Origin of the sequence: Shewanella sp. MTB7 (assembly GCF_027571385.1) — a bacterium.
Taxonomy (GTDB): domain Bacteria; phylum Pseudomonadota; class Gammaproteobacteria; order Enterobacterales; family Shewanellaceae; genus Shewanella.
This window is the reverse complement of record NZ_CP085636.1, coordinates 3,121,097-3,142,319: the sequence shown is the minus strand read 5'-3', so window position 1 is coordinate 3,142,319 and position 21,223 is coordinate 3,121,097. Positions and strand designations below refer to the sequence as shown.

The window sequence follows — 21,223 nt, the reverse complement described above, 5'->3', positions numbered from 1 at the left end:
GTAATGTTTAAATCATTTTTTGCTATAATCGTATTTTTCGTGCTTTTAGGCTGCGATACTGCGGTGAATAGCAACACGATTTGTAAAAAAAATCCTGAACTTTGTTCCGATTTGCACAAAGATAGTTGGTGTCGAGTCGAGAAAGCAGCGCTGATTAACAATAGATTCAGACTAAAGCAAGAACAGACCCCGTCAGGAAAAGACGTTTATCTGCATTTGTTGCATTTAGAGAAATACAACAAATGCATAGAACTTGCCGCCGGGGTCCAACATATCTTTCACCCAGAAAGAACCAATGATAGGGCTCGAGCATTTGGCATGAGTGCACAAAGTCTTGCCGAGTTACAAGTAAATACTAAAGAGAGCAACGAGATCTACCTCGCCTATTACCATTGGACTCGTTTTAATGATGCTGTCGCTCAGAGAAAAGTGTTACGTGCACAAAGATTAAATCTGATAGATGATATTGACATACTTGCTGGGATCGCTTCCTATTTTCAAAAGTTTCACCCCGAAAAAGCCAGAGTCATCTATTTAGACGTTTTCAATCGCAGTGATGAGAATAGTTTTAACCCTGAATGGTTACTTGGTTTAGCCAATATTTATCAAAAAATGAATGAATTTGAGCTTACCTATCTAGTGTCAAGAGCCAATATCCTGATGACGAACAATCAAGTCTCTGAAGCAAGTATGTCGGCATTAATTAATCGAGATACTGAACTTCAGTTATATCTCGATGAACAAGCTGAAGAGCTTGCAGATGCATTGGGATCCAGTCATTACCAATCCAGCAAAGTTAAGCGAATCTTAGAGAAAGACTAAACAGATGGTTTATACGATTTTTCTTTTGCATTCAAAAATTGCGGCAATAAACCTGCCATAAAGGTTAAATTTACTTAGCTTCCACCTTATATTTGTAAAAAATATGATCTTTGTAAAAGAAATGGCGAATTTGTTATCGAAAATTGGGCCAGAAAGCGGATATTACTTGACGGTAGCTGTCAGTTTGGTAATTTTACTACCAGAAATTACTTTTACACTTACCTGAGGGATATGAGATGTCTATCCGCGTTGCTATTAACGGCTATGGCCGTATTGGACGAAATATATTACGTGCACTTTATGAAAGTGAAAAAGATTACCCGATCCAGATTGTTGCTATTAACGATCTAGGTGATGCTTCTATCAATGCTCATTTAACTAAGTATGATTCTGTTCATGGTCGTTTTAACGCTAAAGTTGAACACGATGAAGAAGCTATCTATGTTAACCAAGATAAGATTCTGACTTTTTCTCAACGCGATCCGTCCAAACTGCCATGGGCAGATTTGAAGATTGATGTTGTTTTTGAATGTACAGGTATGTTCACATCAAAAGAGTCTGTACAGCCTCACTTAGACGCAGGTGCTAAGAAGGTGCTTATTTCTGCTCCAGGTAAGAATGTAGATGCTACTGTGGTATACGGTGTAAACAACGATGTAATTACTGCTGATATGACTGTAATATCAAATGCTTCTTGCACAACGAACTGTCTAGCCCCCATCGCTAAGCCTTTAAATGATTCAATAGGTATAGAATCTGGTCTAATGACTACAATTCATGCTTATACCAATGATCAACGTCTTTCAGATGTTTATCATACTGATTTACGACGTGCACGTGCTGCTGCAATGTCTATGATCCCAACGCAAACTGGCGCCGCTGCTGCTGTGGGTCTTGTAGTCCCTGAGCTTGCTGGTAAGTTTGATGGTTTGGCTGTCCGTGTACCTACGGTAAACGTTTCGCTTGTGGATCTATCATTTATCGCCTCTCGTGACACAACGGTTGAAGAGGTAAATGCTATCATTCAAAACGCAGCAGCTGTTGCGCCAATGTGTGAAGTACTTAGTGTTAACGAGGAGCCATTAGTTTCTATCGACTTTAACCACAATCCGTTCTCATCAAATTTTGATGCTACTCAGACACGCGTTAAAGGTCGCTTAGTTAAAGTAATGTCTTGGTATGATAACGAATGGGGTTTCAGTAACCGCATGTTAGATAATGCTGTTGCACTCATGACGGCAAAGTAATTTTCAATTTTGCATTAGAAAGCCAACCGTTAAGGTTGGCTTTTTGTTTTGCAACACAAGGTATTAGGAATTGTTAGTATGTTCTCTTAAGGCTTAATCTGGAACGTCTCATAATTCTTAGCTAGCTTGTTCTTTGCTTTTGTAACATATTTAAAAGCGTTTTATTCTGACTACTTTCATCACTTCAATTTCAAAACCCGCAACTTTTTCTTGCTCGGCATAATAAGTCATGTTGACTCTATTTCCTTTAAGGCATTTGAATTTTTTTGGGCGTCTAAATTTAAAGGGAGCATCACATCCTTCAATCATTACCGTATGTTGCACCCACTCTTCAACTTCTCTTTGGGTATGAGAAATTATCTTGACCCCTTCTGAGTGAACGAGTTTGTTGTGATTAGAAAGCATTTTATCGAGATTAGACTTCATTAGTTCCCCCATTTTTGGCAGCTGTTAAGAATAGCAAGGGAATGACTATTTAGCACGTTTTCTATCATAGTAGCTAGCTGCTGGACTTAAGCTAAACTTAGCTGATGCGCTTGTTATTGCTGTGATGAACAACATGCACCTTTTTAACCAGAATGGGTCAGCGGTAAATCACTATGAAAAACCAGATAACACTACTCATTATAGCTTTGACTATTTACCTGCTTTTACACAGTGTTAATAGTGTTGCGAACGAATTAAAGCCAGAGACGTTGAAAGTTCTCACTTGGGAAGGTTATGTGACTGAGAAAGACATTAGCCATGTAAACCAATTACTATTGGATCAGGGTTATCAGTATCAGGTTGAAGTCATTTCTGTTTTTGCCGAGGGGGCAGAGCAGATGTATAACCTGATAAGAGCCAACGAGTGTGATATCACTTTTTTAACGCTGTTTTTTATCAAAATGAAAAATGAGCAAACGGCTAAATTACTGCAACCTGTCAACGTTCAATCCCCAAGATTAACCAATTACAAATTATTGTATCCAAATTTAACTCGATTAAAAATGGGATTAGATAAGAGTCATAATCCGTTGTACATTCCCTGGGGTGGAGGTATTTATGGTTTTTATATTGACTACAATAGAGTCGAACAGTCATCGCTTCCCCATTCAGTTAAAGACTTATGGACACCTAAGTGGAGGCATAAGTTTTCATTAAACAAAGCTCAAGAATGGTACAATATTGGGTTGACTTTGATGAGCCAAGGTGAATCTCCTTTCTATTTGTATGAAGAATTTATGAAAGAGAATCGCACTGGTGTGATGGTTAAATCTGCGCTTGACGGTGTTTTTCAAACTCAGCTAACCGCGCTGTATGATGCTGCAGGAAGCTTTTGGGCTGATGCTCCGACATTTGATGATGAATTACTGATCGTGAGCAGTTGGGGTCCTGAAATACACGCTGAAAATGCCAAAGGGGGAAATTGGCAATTAATTAACTTTGATGAAGGACATATGGCTTGGCTTGATACTATTAATTTTGTAAAAGGTCTATCCGATAGAAAATTAGAAGCAGCAGAAATTTTTGCTAACTACTTTATTGGAAAAGAGGTTCAAACTCGCATCTCAGAGCAGTTGTCTATGGTGCCGGCGTCAAAACATGTTCCCGTGAATGTTACAATAGGAGACCCAGATAAAATCCTTAATGAAAACATGTTTGTTCCTCCCTATGATCAAAGAAGTTATGGTTTAATGAAAAAAATGCTCGAACAAGCTAAGGGCCACCGTCGAGCTGATCATTGAATTATCCGTATCTGTCTTTTAACCACCCAAAATGATAGTAACCCCATTGACCTATACGCCTGAGTTTTGCCAATGGAAATTTTGGTAGCGGTTGATGATATAGTGGAAGATCAGGAACTTGTTTACCCACTAGAGATTGTGCTAAACGATAGCCTGCTTGAGCGCTGAATGAAACTCCTGAGCCACAATACCCTAAGCTATAGCCAACTCCTCCTTTCTCGTAAACGTGCGGTATATCATCCATTGCGGCGGCAATCCAACCGGTCCAACTATATGATATCTGTTTTTTGGCTAATGAGGGGAAACACTGAGCTAAAGCATATTGAAGCCTTTTTGCGTAGATGGGATTATTTGCATCTTTGCCGGTAATAGCACCGCGTCCGCCTAATAGCAGGCGATTATCTGACAGTAATCGATAATAGTATTTCAGAACTCGTGTATCCATAGCTACTTGGTGTGTTCTCAGTCCTGTTTCGACGAGTTCAGTGTCAGTTAATGGCTCTGTAACGATAATATTGCTTAAAATAGGCAGGTATTTATCGTCTGTACGGTAGTTAAATGTTTTTGGTGTATAGGCATTCCCGGCGCAGACTACTTTTGTGGCTATTACCTCGCCATCAGATGAAATTAACCTATGTTTACCCTCCTCTTCTAACCAGCTATGAATGCAACTATTTTCGAAGACTTTTACTTTTGCTTTTTCAACTATCTCTTTATAACCCAAAACCAACTTTAGCGGGTTGATACCAAAGCCATCATTCAATCTTAATGCACCATAGGCTTGCTTATGGTCCATATAGCCCAGCTTAAGTTGTTCGAGTGTTAGAAACTCAGCTTGCCCTTCCAAGTGCTCCGTGATGAAGTTAGAAGCTGTTTTGAGTTGCTCCATCGCTTTTTTGTTATGGGCAATTTTTAAGTAGCCTTTCTCTTGAGGATCACATTGAATATTGTTTGATTTTATTAGTGAATCGACCCGCTCTACTGCTTGGCTGAATTCATGATAGATCCCTTTTGCCGTATCAAGATCCCACAGTTTAGCCATTTGGCTATAACCTAACCGGCCCGACCCCTTTAATACAAAGCCTGCATTACGTCCGCTTGCGCCAAAACCTACGGTATTTGCTTCGATTACACATACATCAACGTCAAACTCACTTGCAAGGTAATATGCAGTGAGAAGCCCCGTGTATCCGCCACCAATAATCGCGACATCGGTGTGAACATTCCCTTTAAGCGAGGGTGAAACAGATGGCTGATTGACGGTATCAGCCCAATAAGAGTTTGGCCAAGTTTGATTCGCTGGATCCGTTGATATCAAGGGATCGTACTGTTTTAAACTCATGATTTAATAGCTCTCTATTGACAGAGGTTATTCATTGTTTGGGATTTTTTATTTAAAAATCAAGATCATTTCACAGGCTGTGCAGTGACAATCTGATCCACATAAAATACAGATATAGTTGGGGTGCTCCTTTGTGTCATTCCACCTATCCGGGTATTCCTTAATTAAAATTCCACCGGCCTTAGTAAAATAATTAATTGCAGAGTTTTTGGGGCTTTGCTTCCATAAGTGACTTATCCCTGCTTTAGCACCTTGATGTTTAGTTGCTGCAATCGACGCTTGCAGCAACTTGCCACCAATACCTGCTCCCCTATGATTTTCTGCAACAGTATTGCATTTGAAATAGCAAACTCTATCGGGCTCAATCCCCCAAGCTCCAGGTAAACACCATTTGTCTGGTTGCCAATTTCCTGGCGCGTAGGTCAACCGAAAACCGACTAGCATACCGTCGATATGTGCGACAAAGTTGGCGTTTATTCTATTTTTTATTCCTTTAATATAAAACTCTTGCAGCGAATTAAGATCTAGGTACCCCTCACCATGGACCTTGTTTCCAAGTGAAATCACGTCATTAAAGTGTTCGGGAGCTAATCCTTGTATCATAAGTTTCTCTCTTTTTCTCTTAAGCTAAACAAAAATGGCTGGAGTGTATAGTTTTATCCACTGACTTTATCATTTGTACTTTTACCTGTAACTTAACCCACGAAAATCATAATAATAATGGGGATAATTATTAATGAAACCAACACTCGTCTCATTGGCTTTACTGACTGCATTATCAGCTTGCACACAACCAGCTGAAGATCAATTATTAGAACAAGTCCAGAAACAGGTTGAAGTTGAAGCCGTTGATAGCCAAATAACACTGACTAATCAATATCAAGTTATGCTGGATAAGTTTGTCCCAGTCGATATGACAACCGACTTGTCAAATCTGAGTGCAACCGATAAACAAGTACTACAGAAATTAGTTCAAGTTGCTGATATTTTAGATGAAGTGTATTTACGCCAAACCTATGAAGATAATGCATTAATCCGCGCTGAGATAGAAAACTCAACCTTAGAAGATAAAGCTACTATCCTCGCACTTTATGATCTCCATTATGGACCATGGGATACTTTAGAGGGCGACAAAAACTTTTTTGGTACCATTAAACGCCCTGACGGTGCAGGTGTTTATCCAACAAACATGACAAAGGCTGAATTTAATCAGTGGATAGCGGCATATCCTGAAGATGAAGCTGCATTTAAAAGTGGTTACACGGTGATTGTGCGACAAGATAATAAACTAATCGCTATTCCCTACAGTCAATATTATGCAAAAGAGATGCAGCAATCTGCAGTCTTAATGCGGGAAGCTGCAAATCTGACTCAAGACCAAAGTCTTAAAGTCTTCCTCAATAAACGTGCTGATGCTTTTCTTAACGATAAATATCGTGATTCTGAGATGGCTTGGATGGATCTAGATGGAAGCTTAGAGGTGGCTATAGGTCCTTACGAGACTTATACCGATAAATTATTTGGCACTAAAACGTTCTTTGAAGCATTTATTACAGTAAGAAACTCAACAGATAGCGCTAAACTCGATGTCTATAAAAAATACCTAAAAGAGATGGAATTGAATCTCCCTATTCCTAACGAACACAAAAATTTTCAAAGAGGTTCTGAATCGCCTATTTCTGTTGTCGATCAAGTTGCTGGCGGCGGAGATAATAAGCCCGCAGTACAAACTACCGCCTTTAATTTACCAAACGATGAGTATGTTCGTGAAGTAAAAGGCAGCAAAAAAGTGATGCTTAAGAATGTGCTCAATGCAAAATATCAAGCCGTCATGCAACCCATTTCTGAGCTCATTATTGCCGCAGATCAACAAGGTTTATTGATGGAGAAATACTTTTTTAATGAAACGTTATTTCATGAACTTTCGCACGGACTTGGTCCAGGAACAATCATAAAAGATGGAAAAACGACGACGGTTGCAGAGCAATTACTAGAGACCTACTCTAAAATTGAGGAGGGTAAAGCGGATGTTATGGGCGCTTACAATATGCTGTTTTTAATGGATAAAGGAGTATTGCCTAAGTCGGAACGAGACAACATGTTAGTGACTTATTTTGCAGGGCTATTCCGTTCAATGCGCTTTGGTGTACATGAAGCCCATGGTGCAGGCGCCGCTTTTCAATATAATTATTTTAAGGAAAACCACGCTTTTAGCTTCGATGAAAACACTGAGCGCTATACTGTTAACCTGGATAAAATGGCACAATCAGTATCGGATCTTGTCCGTGACGTCTGTATGATCCAAGCTTTAGGCGATTATGATGCGTCCAAAGCATTCCTTAATAAATATGCCGTTCTTTCAGCTGAAGTGATAAAGTTGAATAACAAAATGCAGGCTATACCCACGGATATTAAACCTAATTATCCCAAAATATAGCGCCTGTAAAAGACGAAATAAACGCTACCGTTGGGTAACATGCTTGCTATTTTTAATCAAATAGGAGCATGTATTACATGCCATAAGACCTAGTTTAGTTAATTACAATTAAAGATTAAAGCTATCAATTTGTTATCCCTCTTTTTTATTTGCTAAAAAATCATTAATAAGAATTGAAATTTTATCATGGAAATGTTCTTCAAATTCATCTAGTTCACATTTAAAATGGGCTAAATATTGTGAAGCTTTATCTCGAGAGAGTAGCTTGCTATCGACTGAGTATTCCATCTCAGCTAAAGTTTTATCATAGCGAGGTAGAGGCAGCCATTTAATAAAGTCGGAATCGACCTTTTTTAACTCCTGATGAGAAAACCGGCAAAAAGATTCAATGTGATCGATTCCATCGGGTCCCAAACAGCCGGGCTCTACTCTGCACATTACAGTCAGTTTTTTCTCTTTAGGCAGCTCGGTTGACATTATATTATGTAAACTCTATAGAAAGGTTTGATCATAATTATAACCTGTTTAACAAAATAAAGATCGAAAGCAAACTAAGCTTTACGCCTTTTCTAATTAAAACTGATAATAACTAGGAATTCATTACTTTTGAAGGCTCAATTAAACACCGAACAATACTTACAAGAAGTCTTTTCCTGCACTAAAGTGACCAAAACGGAAACGATTCAGAATCTCTGGAGTGGCTATGGAGAGATCTCGAGGTATCATATAGAGTTGGAAATGGGTGCTAAAAATGTTATAGCAAAATCGATAACACCACCATCTAAAAATACTCATCCAAAGGGTTGGCACAGTGATGTTTCACACCGCCGAAAAGTCATCTCTTACCAAGTTGAGGCTAATTGGTATCGACAGTATGCTAAATCTTGTATGTCACCAAACCATGTTCCCCACTGTTATGGGGTTCGCTCATTCCCCAAAGAAGACCTTCGACATGAATCGAGTATTATTCTATTGAGTGATCTTGATGAAATAGGTTTTACATCGAGAAAGCAACAACTGTCGGTAGAGGAAAGTAAAGTTTGTATAAAATGGTTAGCATATTTCCACGCAAGTTTTATGCAGGATAAACCGGATCCCTCTTGGCCTGTAGGATTATGGCCAGTTGGTTCCTATTGGCATTTAATGACACGTTTGAATGAATATCAAACAATGCCTGATTCACCGATAAAACGTGCTGCACACAAATTAGATAATACACTTAATACTTGTCGCTTTAAGACCTTAATTCATGGTGATGCAAAAATTGCCAACTTCTGTTTGACCAATAATGGTAAACAAGTTGCTGGTGTGGATTTTCAATACGTTGGTGCGGGATGTGGAATGAAAGATCTTGTTTACTTTATGGGGAGTTGCTTGAGCGAACATGACTGTCAGATGAGTTATCAAAATTTGATGGCGTTCTATTTTTCTGAATTAACAGAGGCTATGCAGGTTTTATGTTTATCTATTGATCCCAAACAAGTTATCGAGGAGTGGGGTCCTCTTTTTTATGTTGCTTGGGCTGACTTTCAACGTTTTCTAATTGGTTGGTCACCGAAGCATCAAAAAATTAATGAGTTTTCATCTGCAATAACTGAAAAGGGAATCGCTTTAGTTTGTTAACTTCAAGTCTATGATTGAAATGAACAAGCTCTAAATTCTCATATTCATAAAGGGCTGTAGAGCATTTTTTAGTTTAAGTTTTCTCATTTATGGCTAGAATTTCTAATATTGTGAACTACACTGAAATTAGAAGAGAGTTATAAGATAAACGTAAATAGGCAATACGCCACGGATGTTATCTAACATCATAGTTACGGAGTCATGACTCTCTTTTTTTATACTTAGCTTCAGCAATTAAATTATCGATTGCTTGATCGAAGCTCTCAAATTTTTCCTCCTCCATGTACAACTTCAACTTTAAAATAATATCTTTACTCAATTCAATGTGAGCCTTCCTCTGTCTTTTCTTTATTTGAGATAACTCTTTGCGCACCATGCGCCATCCATAGTCACTAAAATAGTGATTTAAACTTTCATTGAGAATTCGCAGTGCGGGGATAACAGAGTCTAACTCTTTTCTCATTTGTGTTACTTGTTGTAGTTGTGGTACTAATGCAATGTACTTTTGATTATGATTGGCAGCTAAACCAGCATAAAACCAATCTTGCTTTTTTGAGATCTCATTCGGATGAATCAATCTATAGATAAGTGGTAATGCAATCGTCAATTCATCAGGTTGTAAAAGGAGTAGCCTTCTTCCTGCTTTAGGTGTCTCGCCTTGATATACCCAAACTTGTTTATAATTCACTTGTCATCTCTCAAATTTTTAGCTTAATAATAGGCTACATAAATACAACACTATCCATTTAGCCTCCTCCCCTTACCCATTTTAATAGTACATTTAACAATAGTATGGTGCAACCATTTTAAGATCAGTAATGAAATATGTGATATCAATCTAGGTCAATTTTTCGCTTCATATATTAATCCTTCTTCCAAGTAAGCATATAGACAGCCAATAAAATGGTGCTACCACAAATTCGGGTAGTGTAATTGTGTGGGACTATATACTGAATTAATCAAGCATGTGCAGCATGTAATTCAACCAAATCAGTAATTAACCTGTGTTGTATTATTAATGACATACCCGTACATCAATAATTGATGACCGGGCATCTCTCTATGTTAATAAGATCCCACTTCTCGGGTAGCACCAATGAGTATTTCTGTTAGTCGTGAATTTGTGACTAATCATGTGCATAAATACTCCACCTTGCTTGCTATACATACTCTCCGCATGCCTACCAGCGATAATGACGATTATCACTGGTAGGAATAACGTACTTAAGGTTATAATTGATAGAATTCGCCATATAGATTTACTCTTGTTTAGGGAGACTTAACTATTCAGTTGCATATGTGTACTGGATAGTTTGAACCATCGATGAATAAAATGACTCCCTTTCAAACAAGTCATCAGTTAAGTAGTGCAGTTAATTCTGGAGAGAAGCGTTTCTTTGAAGAGAAGGAACTCCCCATCTCAATACTGGATGACTATAAAAGTGCAGCTAGTGAAACAGTATATGAAATTTCCGAAAACACCCAAAGGGTATATCGATCAAGTTTTTCAATCTTTACTCGTTATTGCAACGAACATGGATTAAACACGCTGCCAGCTGATCCAAGGACGGTGATTTCATTTATCGGTCATCAAAAAGAGAGCATACAAGTTCGAACAGGTACCCAATTATCTCGCCAAACATTGACCAGTCGTTTAGCGGCAATTCGCTATTTTCATATTCAAGCGGGTTTTCATTCTCCAACAGAACACCCACTTGTGATCCGAGTTATGCGAGGTTTAAGCCGCAATAAATACCGCATGGTATCTGACTATGATCAACAACCAATTATGTACGATGAGTTGGAAATGTTGCTTAATGTTATTGAACAACATCCTCATGAGATCACTCGAGCTCGTGATAAAGCGATAATTCAGCTGGGGTTTCAAGGTGGTTTTCGACGTTCTGAACTGGCTGAAATTCAAGTTAACCATCTGAGTTTTTTAAAAAACAAGTTAAAAGTCAGACTCCCCTACTCTAAGAGTAATCAGCAGGGACAAAGGGAATGGAAAGATCTGCCACAATCAGAACCCTTTGCGGCATTTGATGCAGTGAAACATTGGTTAGCAGTCTCAAAAATTAATGAGGGGCACTTGTTCAGATCGCTTAGTCGCGATGGATGCCAAGTCCGCAGCTATTCAGTTGCGAGAAGGAATAGATCAACTTCAGCTGATTTCTCAACAGAAGATCGTAAAAACTCTGGTTTTCTTCGTGGTGATGATATTTATCAAATGATCAGGAAGTATTGCGCTAAAGCGGGACTTAGCCATGAATTTTATGGTGCCCATAGTTTACGCAGTGGTTGTGTTACTCAGCTTCATGAGAATGATAAAGATCATCTCTATATTATGGCTAGAACTGGGCATACTGATCCACGTTCACTCAAACATTATCTGAAACCAAGAGATTAGTTATATTATTTATTGCACATTTCATAGCAATAAAATGGTATAACCATACTAAACAATTTGAACTTTTAGCGACACATTATATGCAATTAATAATGAGGACTCACAATAATAGCGGGTAATTTACTCTATTTGTTATATAAATACCGAAGTTATTTATTCACTTCGGTTTCTAATAAAAGCTTTTGCAATACTTTCAGGGAACATAGAGTTGAAGTTTAGAAAGGGGTCGCCATATATAGTCAGTAATCAGTGTGATATGTAAGTGATTGCAGCGTCTTAGAGCAAGGTTTATTCGTTAGTTTAAAAAGGACTGTTACATTTTATCGTTAAGCGCTCACCACTAATAGGGTGATTGAAGCAAAGTTCTGAGGCGTGTAACATCAAACGTGACGTCATAAAATATGCCTCGTCAGTAGCATAAAGATCGCAACCTAAGATTGGATGACCAATAAATTGTGAATGGACTCTTAATTGGTGAGTTCTGCCCGTTACCGGCTCAAACTCGATACGTGTCACTTTGCGCTCCCCTGCACTTTCACTCGCTAGATAAAAACAGTCCTGTTCATTTTGAATAAATCGACTGAGCACGCGAAATTTTGATTTAGCCGCTTTCCCTGTTTGCGCGCACGGTTTCATTAAAGGAAAGTTCTCAGCATCTTTTGCAATCGAGCATTCTATAACACCTGAATCCTTGTTAACGGTGCCATGAAGCAAAGCGACATAGCGTTTACTCACATCTCGATCACTAAATTGTTTGCAAAGCATGGCATTAATATTCTTGTTTAATGCCAGCAGTAAAATACCTGATGTACCAAAATCCAGTCTGTGGATCATGGTGCATGTAGGGAATTCTTGAACCAGTCGGTAATGAACAGAATCAATATTTAATGGATGTTTACCCGAGAGACTTAATAATCCACTTGGCTTATTAATCACTAAAATATATTCATCTTGATACAAAATCTCAATGGAGTCTAAGCATTTCGGGACAATAAAAGGATCAGTTTGAGGCTGCATAACAAACATCACTAGTGGTAATTTATCGGCTATAGTATCGAAAAAGTTTCACTGATAAAAGCTGATTTTACATAGCAAGACAAGATTAACCATATGTACACCGTTGTCATTGGAAGTGCCAAACTCATGCTCATGCCTGCAGTTGTACTATAATTATGTCATTCACATGTTTGTGCAAATGGTGGTTTTATTTTGAAAACACTGATGTTAATTTTAATTATGCTGGTATCTAAATCTGGTTACGCTACTGAAATTGAATTTACGGATTATACATTTATTGCTGGTCACCAAAGCCTTCAACATTGGCTGTTACCGACTCCAGTGCCTACCCCTGTAGATAATCCACAAACCGAAGAAAAAATTAGCCTTGGCAAGATACTCTTTTTCGACCCAAGACTCAGTGGTGATAACAATATGTCCTGTGCTACTTGTCATAACCCTATGTTGGGTTGGTCTGATAATCAGCCTGTTGCACGAGGATATAAAAGCAAAGCACTGGGGCGAGCAACGCCATTAATTATTAATTCAGCATATAACAATTTGCAGATGTGGGATGGCAGAATTAAGACACTTGAAGAGCAAGCATTAGCCCCAATGGAAGCTGAATTGGAGATGCATGCGGATCTAAGTAGTAAAATAGCCTTATTAAAAAGCATTGATGGGTATGTTACTGCATTTGATAAAGCGTTTCCCGGTAAAACCATTAGTAGAAAAACCATGGCGATGGCAATTGCTAGTTTTGAACGTACCGTGATCAGTAATAACTCTAATTTTGATGCCTGGGTAAAAGGTGATGAATCAGCATTAACGGGCGATGCAAAGCTGGGATTTCAACTATTTATTAATCCCCTTAAGGGAAATTGTGCAGTTTGTCATAGTCCTCCAAACTTTAGCGATGATGGATTTCATAATATTGGCCTCGCATCGTTTGGGCATGATAGTCCTGATTTAGGCCGATACACCCAAAAGCCACTGCACTTAATGAAAGGTGCCTTTAAAACACCCACATTAAGAGATATCGCCTTATCCGCCCCCTTCTTTCATGACGGTTCAGCACAAACGTTAACACAAGTCGTTGAACACTATAGTGAAGGAGGAAAAGTAAAAACGAATTTATCACCTAATTTTAACACCAATGCATTAACCTCAGATGAAATAACGTCAATTGTATCATTTTTGAATGCGTTAACCAGTCCGCATTCCCCCATTACTTTACCTATCCTTCCTCAATAACCGGAGAATGCAATGAGATTAATCCTTCTTCTTATGCTTATGTTAAACATTTTTTCACAAAGCAGTGCTGCTGAGGAATATGTTGTTTCACAGCAGAATAAATCTTTTAGTGAAGATAAGATAATCATCAACGTGGGTGATACGGTTCATTTTTTAAACAAAGATCCCTTCTTTCACAATATTTTTAGCCTATCAGATGAGCAGTTTTTCGATCTTGGTTCATACCCGAAAGATGAAAGTCGCTCTGTAGTATTCGACACACCAGGAGTTATAGAGGTTGAATGTGCTATTCACTCAAAAATGTTTTTACTTATTGAGGTCAATAATAGTGAAGAGAATAAATAGAGTTTTAATGACGTTTAGTAGCCTTTTCCTTCTATATTTGCCCTCGGGGCATACAACAAACTTAGATCGTGGTGCTGAAATTTACTCAAATCGATGTGTTCTTTGTCATGGAAACAAAGGTATGGGCGATGGATATATACCAATGAGGTTAAAGGGGTACCCACAGACTAGTCTATTTGAGATTCAGAAGGTAAAAGATAAACAGAGTTTAATTGAGGTTATTAGCAAAGGGTTACTTACTAATGATATCAATAAATATATGCCTCCCTGGGAAAGTGAATTAACAACTCAAAATATATCAGATTTAGCAGACTTTGTTCTCTATTTACGAGAGGATACTGAAGGTGCGATGAATCGTCTTTTCACACACACAAGTAAAATTAACAGAACGGTGAAAGATGGTAGAATTATCTTCAATACTCGTTGTGTTTTATGTCATGGGAAGGAAGGAAAAGGGGATGGTCGTATGTCCAGGATAATAAAGTCCCCTCCACCAGCAAACTTAACAGCAAGTACATTGACTGCAGCTCAGATGAGCCAGATCATTAAACTGGGAGGACAGGGAGTGAAACGTTCGCCTCAAATGCCTCCATGGGGAGATTTTTTGACAGAAAATGAAGTTGATGCAGTTGTTATTTTTATAAAAACACTAAAGCAATAATGTATGTGATTAAATAAAGAGGTTGTACTATCTGCAATTAAATTAAGAACAACGTTGTCTTTATCTCATCCATTGCATTGTTAACATTTATCATTCTAGGTGTATTTACTCTATACTCTTTGATTCCAGTTAAATAGGGGGTTGAGAAACTATTGACTCTCTCTGAACTCATTTTTGAACTTAAGTTATCCACTAATTTATAGTTATAGCAATCGAACACTGAGTGATTTTTGATAATAAACTACTCTACCCTCAACGAAAGAGTCATCAACACATTCTGTTTTGAGAAATGTCATGCCTAACTTCTTCATGATGTTTATCGAACCTAGATTCTCTTCAAGTGCAATAGCAGAGATAACGTTTAGATGAGGCTCTTGAGTCACAACCGCTATAACAGCCTGTGCAGCTTCAGTTGCATAACCTTTTCCCCACGCTATTTGTTTAAATCGCCAACCAATTTCTAAGTTGTCCCATTGAGGCGTGTCAGTAAAAAAATCCATTGGTCTTACTAATATCCAGCCTAAAAAAGGAACTTGTACAGCCTTATCAAGCATAGTTAAGCTTACTTTCCAAAGACCCCACCCCTTTGCTTGATTTGAATACTTCTCCAGTCTGGGGATAAAAGTTGAGTGAATACTTTCAAAAGGGGTCATCCTACCACCATTGATATAGCGCATAACTTCTGTGTCTTGATCCAATTCATAAAACAGCTCTGCATCTTTACTGGACATAAATTCATAAGAGAGTCTTGCAGAGTTTTGAATGTTCATTGTCTATCCTTAGTTAGAAAGTGGTTAAAGAATAACTGAACCTAGTTTGCAGTACGAGAAGAGTTTACATCTACAACTGAAGCACATGGGCAACTACTTTTGAGAATCAGAATTAACACAGAGCTATTAGTTGATACTCACAAGGTAAGAGTCAATATTCATGAGTTACGCACTGTTTATTCATTTCAAAAAATATAACCCCGAGAATTTTTCAACAAAAATGAATAATATTGAATTATTATTCATAATAATCAAAACAGATATCGATTAATACTCCCCAGTGTAATGGGGATCTGTAAATAAAAAGCAAAGCCACCGACTCTGCTTTTGTTACTATACCCGTTTAGTAACTCGCAGTGATCTGCAATCCACTGTAAGCCGAGTAACCTCTTAACATAACATAATAAGTGCGAGCCTGCGTTACATTGATAGTACAGGTTTCGTTATTACCATTTCGATAAGGACGACAATCGTAACTTCTTGTTGTCGGTGCGCTCCCCGCTTTCACATACAGATCTGCATCACCACTTCCACCGCTGGTAGTAACCGTGAGTTGTGAGTTAGCAGGAACATCAATAGTGTAAAAAGTCTCAGAGCTTCTTGAGCCACTAACATTCGTTACCGGTACGCCATTGTCTAAACAAGCACTACTTGTACATCCGCCACCAGAACCTGTTGAGTAGGTAGCTGTAAGTGTTGCATTACTATAGCTTGAGTAACCTCGAACCATTACATACCACTTCCCTGTTGCAGGTGCAGAGAAGCTACATGATTCTGTATTACCACTTTTATAGGGGCGACACTGATACTGAGTTTGCGTTGGTTGCGTGCCTTGTTGTACATAAATGTCAGCATCTCCTGATCCACCAGCTAGATTGACTTCTAGATTGGTAGCGCCAGCAGGTACATCGATAAAGAACATGGTTTCAGAACCTGTTGCACCATTAATCGTCACACCTTGGTTATTGGTCAACTCTGTATCCCCGCCAGGACAATCGGTACCACAACCGCCACCGTCGCCACTAAGTGAATAGAGAAGTTTATTTGGCGAACCAGATTTAGCGTCAGTCACTTTACCACTCGAAGCACGTGATGAGAGTAACGACGCAATTTGTGTCGGTGTTGAACTTGGTGTTTCATCCAAGTACAAGGCTGCAACACCGGCTACATGTGGTGATGCCATCGAGGTGCCACTAATGGTATTTGTTGCCGAATTAGAATTATACCAAGCCGAAGTAATACTTGAACCAGGGGCGTAGATATCTAAACATGTACCAAAATTTGAAAAGCTTGAACGTGAATCACTGTTTGTAGTAGAGCCAACAGTAATTGCATCAGCAGCTCTGGCTGGTGAATAGTTACACGCATTACTGTTGTCATTACCTGCAGCAACAACAAAAGTTATCCCTGCAGCAACGGCTGAATTAACCGCATCATCAGTAGCTTGTGACGCACCACCACCCAAACTCATATTGGCCACTGAGGGCCCTTGAGCATTATTTTTAACCCAGTTAATTCCTGCGATCACACCAGAATTGCTACCAGAACCTGTACAACCTAATACACGAACACCGACCACATTCACGTTCTTTGCAACACCGTAAGTTGAACCTCCTATGGTGCCAGCAACATGGGTACCGTGTCCGTTACAGTCTGTTGCATCATTATCATTATCAACAAAATCATAACCGCTAGATGCACGACCACCAAACTCATTATGACTTGTTAATACACCAGTATCGACAATATAAGCCGTGACACCACTACCATCAAAATCATAGTGATAATTACTGTTTAGAGGGAGATCTCTTTGATCTACTCTATCAAGGCCCCAGGTGGCACTGCCTTGATCTCCGGCAATATCCATCATCGGGTTAATAGACATAATCTGATCTTGCTCTATATATTTCACATTAGGGTCTTTCTGCAAAGCTTTTAACTGCTTTTTAGTTGCTTGAACTAAAACCCCATTAAGTGAATTACCAAAGTTTCTTTTTACATTTACATTGTATCGATTAGCCAATGAATGACCTTGCTGAACAGCAAAACTCTCCACGGCCATATTATCGGATATATTTAAAACACTTGGGGTATTAAATACGACGATATAGTTATCTTTGATAGCTCTTGATTGTTCGACCTCAATCATTTGAGCTTGATAAACATCAGCGTGTACAGCACTAGATGAAATTACTGCAGCAATTGCTACTGCTATCAATTGTTTCTTATGCATGTGTTACTCCATTTATTATAATTTTGCCTTAAGGCTCAATTAACCTAGAGTATTTTATGACCATTGTGAACATAGGTAACAAAAGTCAACACGAGCATGTTATTAAACTGTAAAACTATATTTACGATACATTATTACCATTTCAAAATAATGAATAAATACTTCTAGTTTATATTACTTGAAAATAGTGTTCAATTGGACTTGTTGAGCAGTAATGTACATCGACAATATATTATTACAATATAGATTGAAATCAATCTCTTAATTAAGTTATTATTTTAATTTGCTAATGTTATATAATGTATATGACCGTTATTTTAAAGTTACATAAAAAAGATGTTTTGTATAAGATGGAATAGCATATTTTAGATGTGATATGGGTAAAGATTTGATATGATTCTTTTGTTATATATATATTCAGTTAAGTAATAAATATTTAGTTATTTCAACTTCATTTATCTCTCGCTCAAAGAATATTAATGAATGTAATAAGTAAATTACACTAAAAAGGTGCTGAATTATAAAATATATAACTAAAACCTGCACTAAAATAAGTCAACACAGGCTTTATCAGTATATCGATTTAAAACGAGAATCTATTTACCCCAAGGGTTATTTGGATCTTGTGAAGGTTTAGCTCGATTGTCATTAGTGCGTGTTTTATAAGCCCCTTCATGAACCTTTTTACTGTAACCATTACTATTATTTGCTTTCATAGCTTCATAATCAGCCGTGGCTTTAGTGCGCATCTGTTCAATAAGCTCAATAGTCAATGCTTCTGGTTTACGGGGTACAATACCGTTGGCAAAACCACGTTCACGAGGCTTAAGTTCAAATTGTGCTGAGCTGCCTTTTGGCATGCGCTTAAAACGGTAAAGATAAAAGCTCTCAACTCGCTCTCTGGCCCATTCCGTTTTCTTTAAAAACTTAAGGCTACCTTCATGGGAAGGATTGAGATTAAAGCATTCTAAACGCAATGCGGCATATAAAATTTTCCAATCATAAAATTTCACCAACTCAGTAAGCATTATTTCGAGTTTAAGGCCATGTAGTGGGTTGTTTTGTTGCTCTTCAATCATGGGGAGTTCCATAGGCTAATGTGTTTCTTTCCCTATCATAATATCAAAAAATCTAACGAACACACATGCATATTCTCTGTTGAAAGAATGAAAGTAGTATTAAAATGGCGTTTCTATAGGAATACTTGACCAATTTGCTCGACATAGGGTGGTCTTAATCTGTATAATCCGCGACCTAATAATGTCATACGCTAATTTGCACGTCTTATTTTTGCCTCACTTTCTTAATGCGAGCTTAGTCAATAATTAACCTGCTTAACAATACCTGGGAATACTTCTTTGATCTCTACCGCGAATATCACAATGCAGTTTGGCGCTGAGCCTCTGTTTGAAAACATTTCAGCCAAATTCGGCCATGGCAACCGTTATGGTTTAATTGGCGCAAACGGTTGTGGCAAATCCACATTTATGAAGATCCTAAGCGGGGCACTTGCACCGAGTTCAGGTAATGTGTCAATTACTCCCGGTTTAAAGCTCGGTACGCTAAGCCAAGATCAATTTGCTTTTGAGCAATACAGTGTTGTTGATACTGTGATCATGGGTGATGCAAAGCTGTGGGAAGTAAAACAAGAACGTGAACGTATCTACGCACTACCAGAAATGAGTGATGAAGATGGCATGCGAGTCGGCGATCTTGAGAGTGAATTCGCAGAAATGGATGGTTACAGCGCTGAGAGCCGTGCTGGTGAGATCTTACTGGAAGCAGGTATCGAAGAAAGCTTTCACTATGGTTTAATGCAACAAGTTGCACCAGGTTGGAAATTACGCGTTCTACTTGCACAAGCACTATTTTCAAACCCAGATATTTTGCTACTCGATGAGCCAACCAACAACTTGGACATCCACACTATTAGCTGGTTGGCTGCTGAGTTGAACAAACGTAAATGCACTATGATCATTATCTCTCACGATAGACACTTTTTAAACTCAGTGTGTACTCATATGGCAGACATCGATTATGGCGAGCTACGTATCTATCCAGGTAATTATGAGTATTTCTTAGCACAATCTGGTCTTATTCAGGAACAGTTACTCGCTGGAAATGCGAAGAAAAGTGCTGAGATGGCTGAGCTGCAGGATTTCGTCAATCGTTTCGGTGCTAACGCATCTAAAGCGAAACAAGCGAGCTCACGCGCCAAAAAGTTAGATAAAATTAGTCTTGATGATGTCAAGTCATCGAGCCGTATGACGCCATCACTGCGTTTTGATGAAAGTAAGAAAATGCACCGCCAAGCACTTGTGATTGAAGAACTTGGTCATGGATTTGATGACGGTTTCCTATTCCAAGGCGGTAACCTAATTCTTGAAGCTGGCGCCAAGCTAGCCGTTATTGGTGAGAATGGCGTGGGTAAAACCACCCTACTTCGTTGTTTAGTCAATGAACTCACCAATACTGAAGGTGTGGTTAAGTGGTCTGAAAACGCATCCATTGGTTATTGTCCACAAGATAGCAGCAAAGATTTTGATAATGATCTGACATTGTTCGATTGGATGTCTCAATGGCGCACACCTAAGCATAACGATCTCATGGTTCGTGGCATGTTAGGTCGTTTATTGTTTACTGAAGACGATGCCAATAAGAAAGCCCGTAACTGTTCTGGTGGTGAAAAGAACCGTATGTTATTTGGTAAGTTGATGATGCAGGACATCAACGTGCTCATCATGGATGAGCCAACTAACCACATGGACATGGAAGCGATTGAAGCGTTAAACAACGCATTAAAGCTGTTTGAAGGCACCTTGTTATTTGTCAGTCATGACCGTGAGTTTGTCTCTTCACTTGCGACACACATCATCGATGTGAAAGACAAAAAGCTGGTAAACTTCCACGGTACGTTCGATGAGTATTTGGCAAGTCAAGCTGAAAACGAAGCAAAGAAAACCGCTTAATCTCTGTTCACACCTATTTAAGCTGAAACATCAAATTCTATTCAGAGTTAGATGTTTCAGCTTTTTTATTCTTTCTGAAATATTCCAGCCTAGATACAGCACATATTTTCTCAAGTCAGTGATGAGTTCCACTCCCCCCTAATTTGTCCGATGAAACTCTATCATTGAACTAATAAAATACTAAAATATCTGTAACTTACCAAATATTGACTAAGCTATCCTTATTGGAACTAAATTGAATTAATGTCGATTTAGTGCTCTCCAAAAGCAAAAGGATACTTGTTATGGATAAAACCCACACGAAATACAAGGGGTTAAGTCATATGATGGGTATTGCTGCAGAACGGGAAAACTGGGTGTATGTTGTGCCACAACAGGAAAAGCCTT

Annotated in this window: 19 protein-coding genes; 10 read left to right on the top strand and 9 right to left on the bottom strand. The window is 38.5% G+C overall.

The window, feature by feature from the left end:
• Nucleotides 1-3 precede the first annotated feature (3 nt).
• Entirely contained in the window at nt 4-822 is an 819-nt protein-coding gene (locus HWQ47_RS13340; protein WP_269971591.1) for a DUF2989 domain-containing protein, read from the top strand.
• 236 nt (nt 823-1,058) lie between these two features.
• Complete coding sequence (gene gap / locus HWQ47_RS13335) at nt 1,059-2,069, top strand: type I glyceraldehyde-3-phosphate dehydrogenase (RefSeq protein ID WP_269971590.1); 1,011 nt, start codon at nt 1,059-1,061, stop codon at nt 2,067-2,069.
• A 150-nt stretch (nt 2,070-2,219) separates the two neighbouring features.
• Here gap and HWQ47_RS13330 read toward each other — a convergent pair whose 3' ends face one another.
• Nucleotides 2,220-2,495, bottom strand: coding sequence for a hypothetical protein (locus tag HWQ47_RS13330; protein ID WP_269971589.1), 276 nt, complete (start codon nt 2,493-2,495; stop codon nt 2,220-2,222).
• 173 nt (nt 2,496-2,668) lie between these two features.
• On the opposite strand from HWQ47_RS13330, the gene HWQ47_RS13325 reads away from it, so the two are divergent.
• The gene (locus HWQ47_RS13325; RefSeq protein WP_269971588.1) at nt 2,669-3,796 is read left to right on the top strand and encodes an extracellular solute-binding protein; all 1,128 of its coding nucleotides are present in this window, start codon (nt 2,669-2,671) and stop codon (nt 3,794-3,796) included.
• A gap of 1 nt (nt 3,797) precedes the next feature.
• Here HWQ47_RS13325 and HWQ47_RS13320 read toward each other — a convergent pair whose 3' ends face one another.
• The gene (locus HWQ47_RS13320; RefSeq protein WP_269971587.1) at nt 3,798-5,138 is read right to left on the bottom strand and encodes an NAD(P)/FAD-dependent oxidoreductase; all 1,341 of its coding nucleotides are present in this window, start codon (nt 5,136-5,138) and stop codon (nt 3,798-3,800) included.
• A 48-nt stretch (nt 5,139-5,186) separates the two neighbouring features.
• A complete protein-coding gene (locus HWQ47_RS13315) occupies nt 5,187-5,741 on the bottom strand; it encodes a GNAT family N-acetyltransferase (protein WP_269971586.1) in 555 nt (184 codons plus the stop codon).
• A gap of 133 nt (nt 5,742-5,874) precedes the next feature.
• Between HWQ47_RS13315 and HWQ47_RS13310 the strand changes: the two genes are divergently transcribed.
• Nucleotides 5,875-7,575 carry a dipeptidyl-peptidase 3 family protein gene (locus HWQ47_RS13310; RefSeq protein ID WP_269971585.1) on the top strand — a complete coding sequence of 567 codons (1,701 nt, stop codon included), beginning with the start codon at nt 5,875-5,877 and terminating at the stop codon, nt 7,573-7,575.
• A 132-nt stretch (nt 7,576-7,707) separates the two neighbouring features.
• Here the strand turns inward: HWQ47_RS13310 and HWQ47_RS13305 are convergent, their stop codons facing one another.
• Complete coding sequence (locus HWQ47_RS13305) at nt 7,708-8,052, bottom strand: hypothetical protein (protein WP_269971584.1); 345 nt, start codon at nt 8,050-8,052, stop codon at nt 7,708-7,710.
• 261 nt (nt 8,053-8,313) lie between these two features.
• Here HWQ47_RS13305 and HWQ47_RS13300 point away from each other — a divergent pair, with 261 nt between their 5' ends.
• Nucleotides 8,314-9,198 (top strand): oxidoreductase family protein, encoded by an 885-nt coding sequence (locus HWQ47_RS13300; RefSeq protein ID WP_269971583.1) that lies wholly within the window; start codon nt 8,314-8,316, stop codon nt 9,196-9,198.
• A gap of 199 nt (nt 9,199-9,397) precedes the next feature.
• Here HWQ47_RS13300 and HWQ47_RS13295 read toward each other — a convergent pair whose 3' ends face one another.
• Entirely contained in the window at nt 9,398-9,886 is a 489-nt protein-coding gene (locus HWQ47_RS13295) for a hypothetical protein (RefSeq protein WP_269971582.1), read from the bottom strand.
• A 636-nt stretch (nt 9,887-10,522) separates the two neighbouring features.
• Here HWQ47_RS13295 and HWQ47_RS13290 point away from each other — a divergent pair.
• A complete protein-coding gene (locus HWQ47_RS13290) occupies nt 10,523-11,608 on the top strand; it encodes a tyrosine-type recombinase/integrase (protein WP_442802030.1) in 1,086 nt (361 codons plus the stop codon).
• Between the two features lie 300 nt (nt 11,609-11,908).
• Here the strand turns inward: HWQ47_RS13290 and HWQ47_RS13285 are convergent, their stop codons facing one another.
• The gene (locus tag HWQ47_RS13285) at nt 11,909-12,625 is read right to left on the bottom strand and encodes an RluA family pseudouridine synthase (protein ID WP_269971581.1); all 717 of its coding nucleotides are present in this window, start codon (nt 12,623-12,625) and stop codon (nt 11,909-11,911) included.
• Nucleotides 12,626-12,829: 204 nt separating this feature from the next.
• On the opposite strand from HWQ47_RS13285, the gene HWQ47_RS13280 reads away from it, so the two are divergent.
• Genes HWQ47_RS13280 through HWQ47_RS13270 form a run of 3 tightly spaced genes read left to right on the top strand, consistent with a single transcriptional unit; the run spans nt 12,830 to nt 14,864 of the window.
• Nucleotides 12,830-13,858, top strand: a complete 1,029-nt coding sequence (locus HWQ47_RS13280; RefSeq protein WP_269971580.1) for a cytochrome-c peroxidase — start codon at nt 12,830-12,832, stop codon at nt 13,856-13,858.
• Nucleotides 13,859-13,870: 12 nt separating this feature from the next.
• Nucleotides 13,871-14,203: a cupredoxin domain-containing protein gene (locus tag HWQ47_RS13275; RefSeq protein ID WP_269971579.1), complete on the top strand. Its 333-nt coding sequence runs from the start codon at nt 13,871-13,873 to the stop codon at nt 14,201-14,203.
• Nucleotides 14,204-14,210: 7 nt separating this feature from the next.
• Nucleotides 14,211-14,864 (top strand): c-type cytochrome, encoded by a 654-nt coding sequence (locus HWQ47_RS13270; protein WP_269971578.1) that lies wholly within the window; start codon nt 14,211-14,213, stop codon nt 14,862-14,864.
• 203 nt (nt 14,865-15,067) lie between these two features.
• On the opposite strand, the gene HWQ47_RS13265 is transcribed toward HWQ47_RS13270, so the two are convergent.
• The 3 genes from HWQ47_RS13265 to HWQ47_RS13255 all read right to left on the bottom strand — a co-directional run bounded on the left by HWQ47_RS13265 (nt 15,068) and on the right by HWQ47_RS13255 (nt 18,946).
• Nucleotides 15,068-15,634: a GNAT family N-acetyltransferase gene (locus HWQ47_RS13265; protein ID WP_269971577.1), complete on the bottom strand. Its 567-nt coding sequence runs from the start codon at nt 15,632-15,634 to the stop codon at nt 15,068-15,070.
• A gap of 343 nt (nt 15,635-15,977) precedes the next feature.
• The gene (locus HWQ47_RS13260) at nt 15,978-17,867 is read right to left on the bottom strand and encodes a S8 family peptidase (RefSeq protein ID WP_269971576.1); all 1,890 of its coding nucleotides are present in this window, start codon (nt 17,865-17,867) and stop codon (nt 15,978-15,980) included.
• Nucleotides 17,868-18,463: 596 nt separating this feature from the next.
• Nucleotides 18,464-18,946, bottom strand: a complete 483-nt coding sequence (locus HWQ47_RS13255; protein ID WP_269971575.1) for a VF530 family DNA-binding protein — start codon at nt 18,944-18,946, stop codon at nt 18,464-18,466.
• 279 nt (nt 18,947-19,225) lie between these two features.
• On the opposite strand from HWQ47_RS13255, the gene HWQ47_RS13250 reads away from it, so the two are divergent.
• The gene (locus HWQ47_RS13250; protein ID WP_269971574.1) at nt 19,226-20,836 is read left to right on the top strand and encodes an ABC-F family ATPase; all 1,611 of its coding nucleotides are present in this window, start codon (nt 19,226-19,228) and stop codon (nt 20,834-20,836) included.
• Nucleotides 20,837-21,223: the final 387 nt, after the last annotated feature.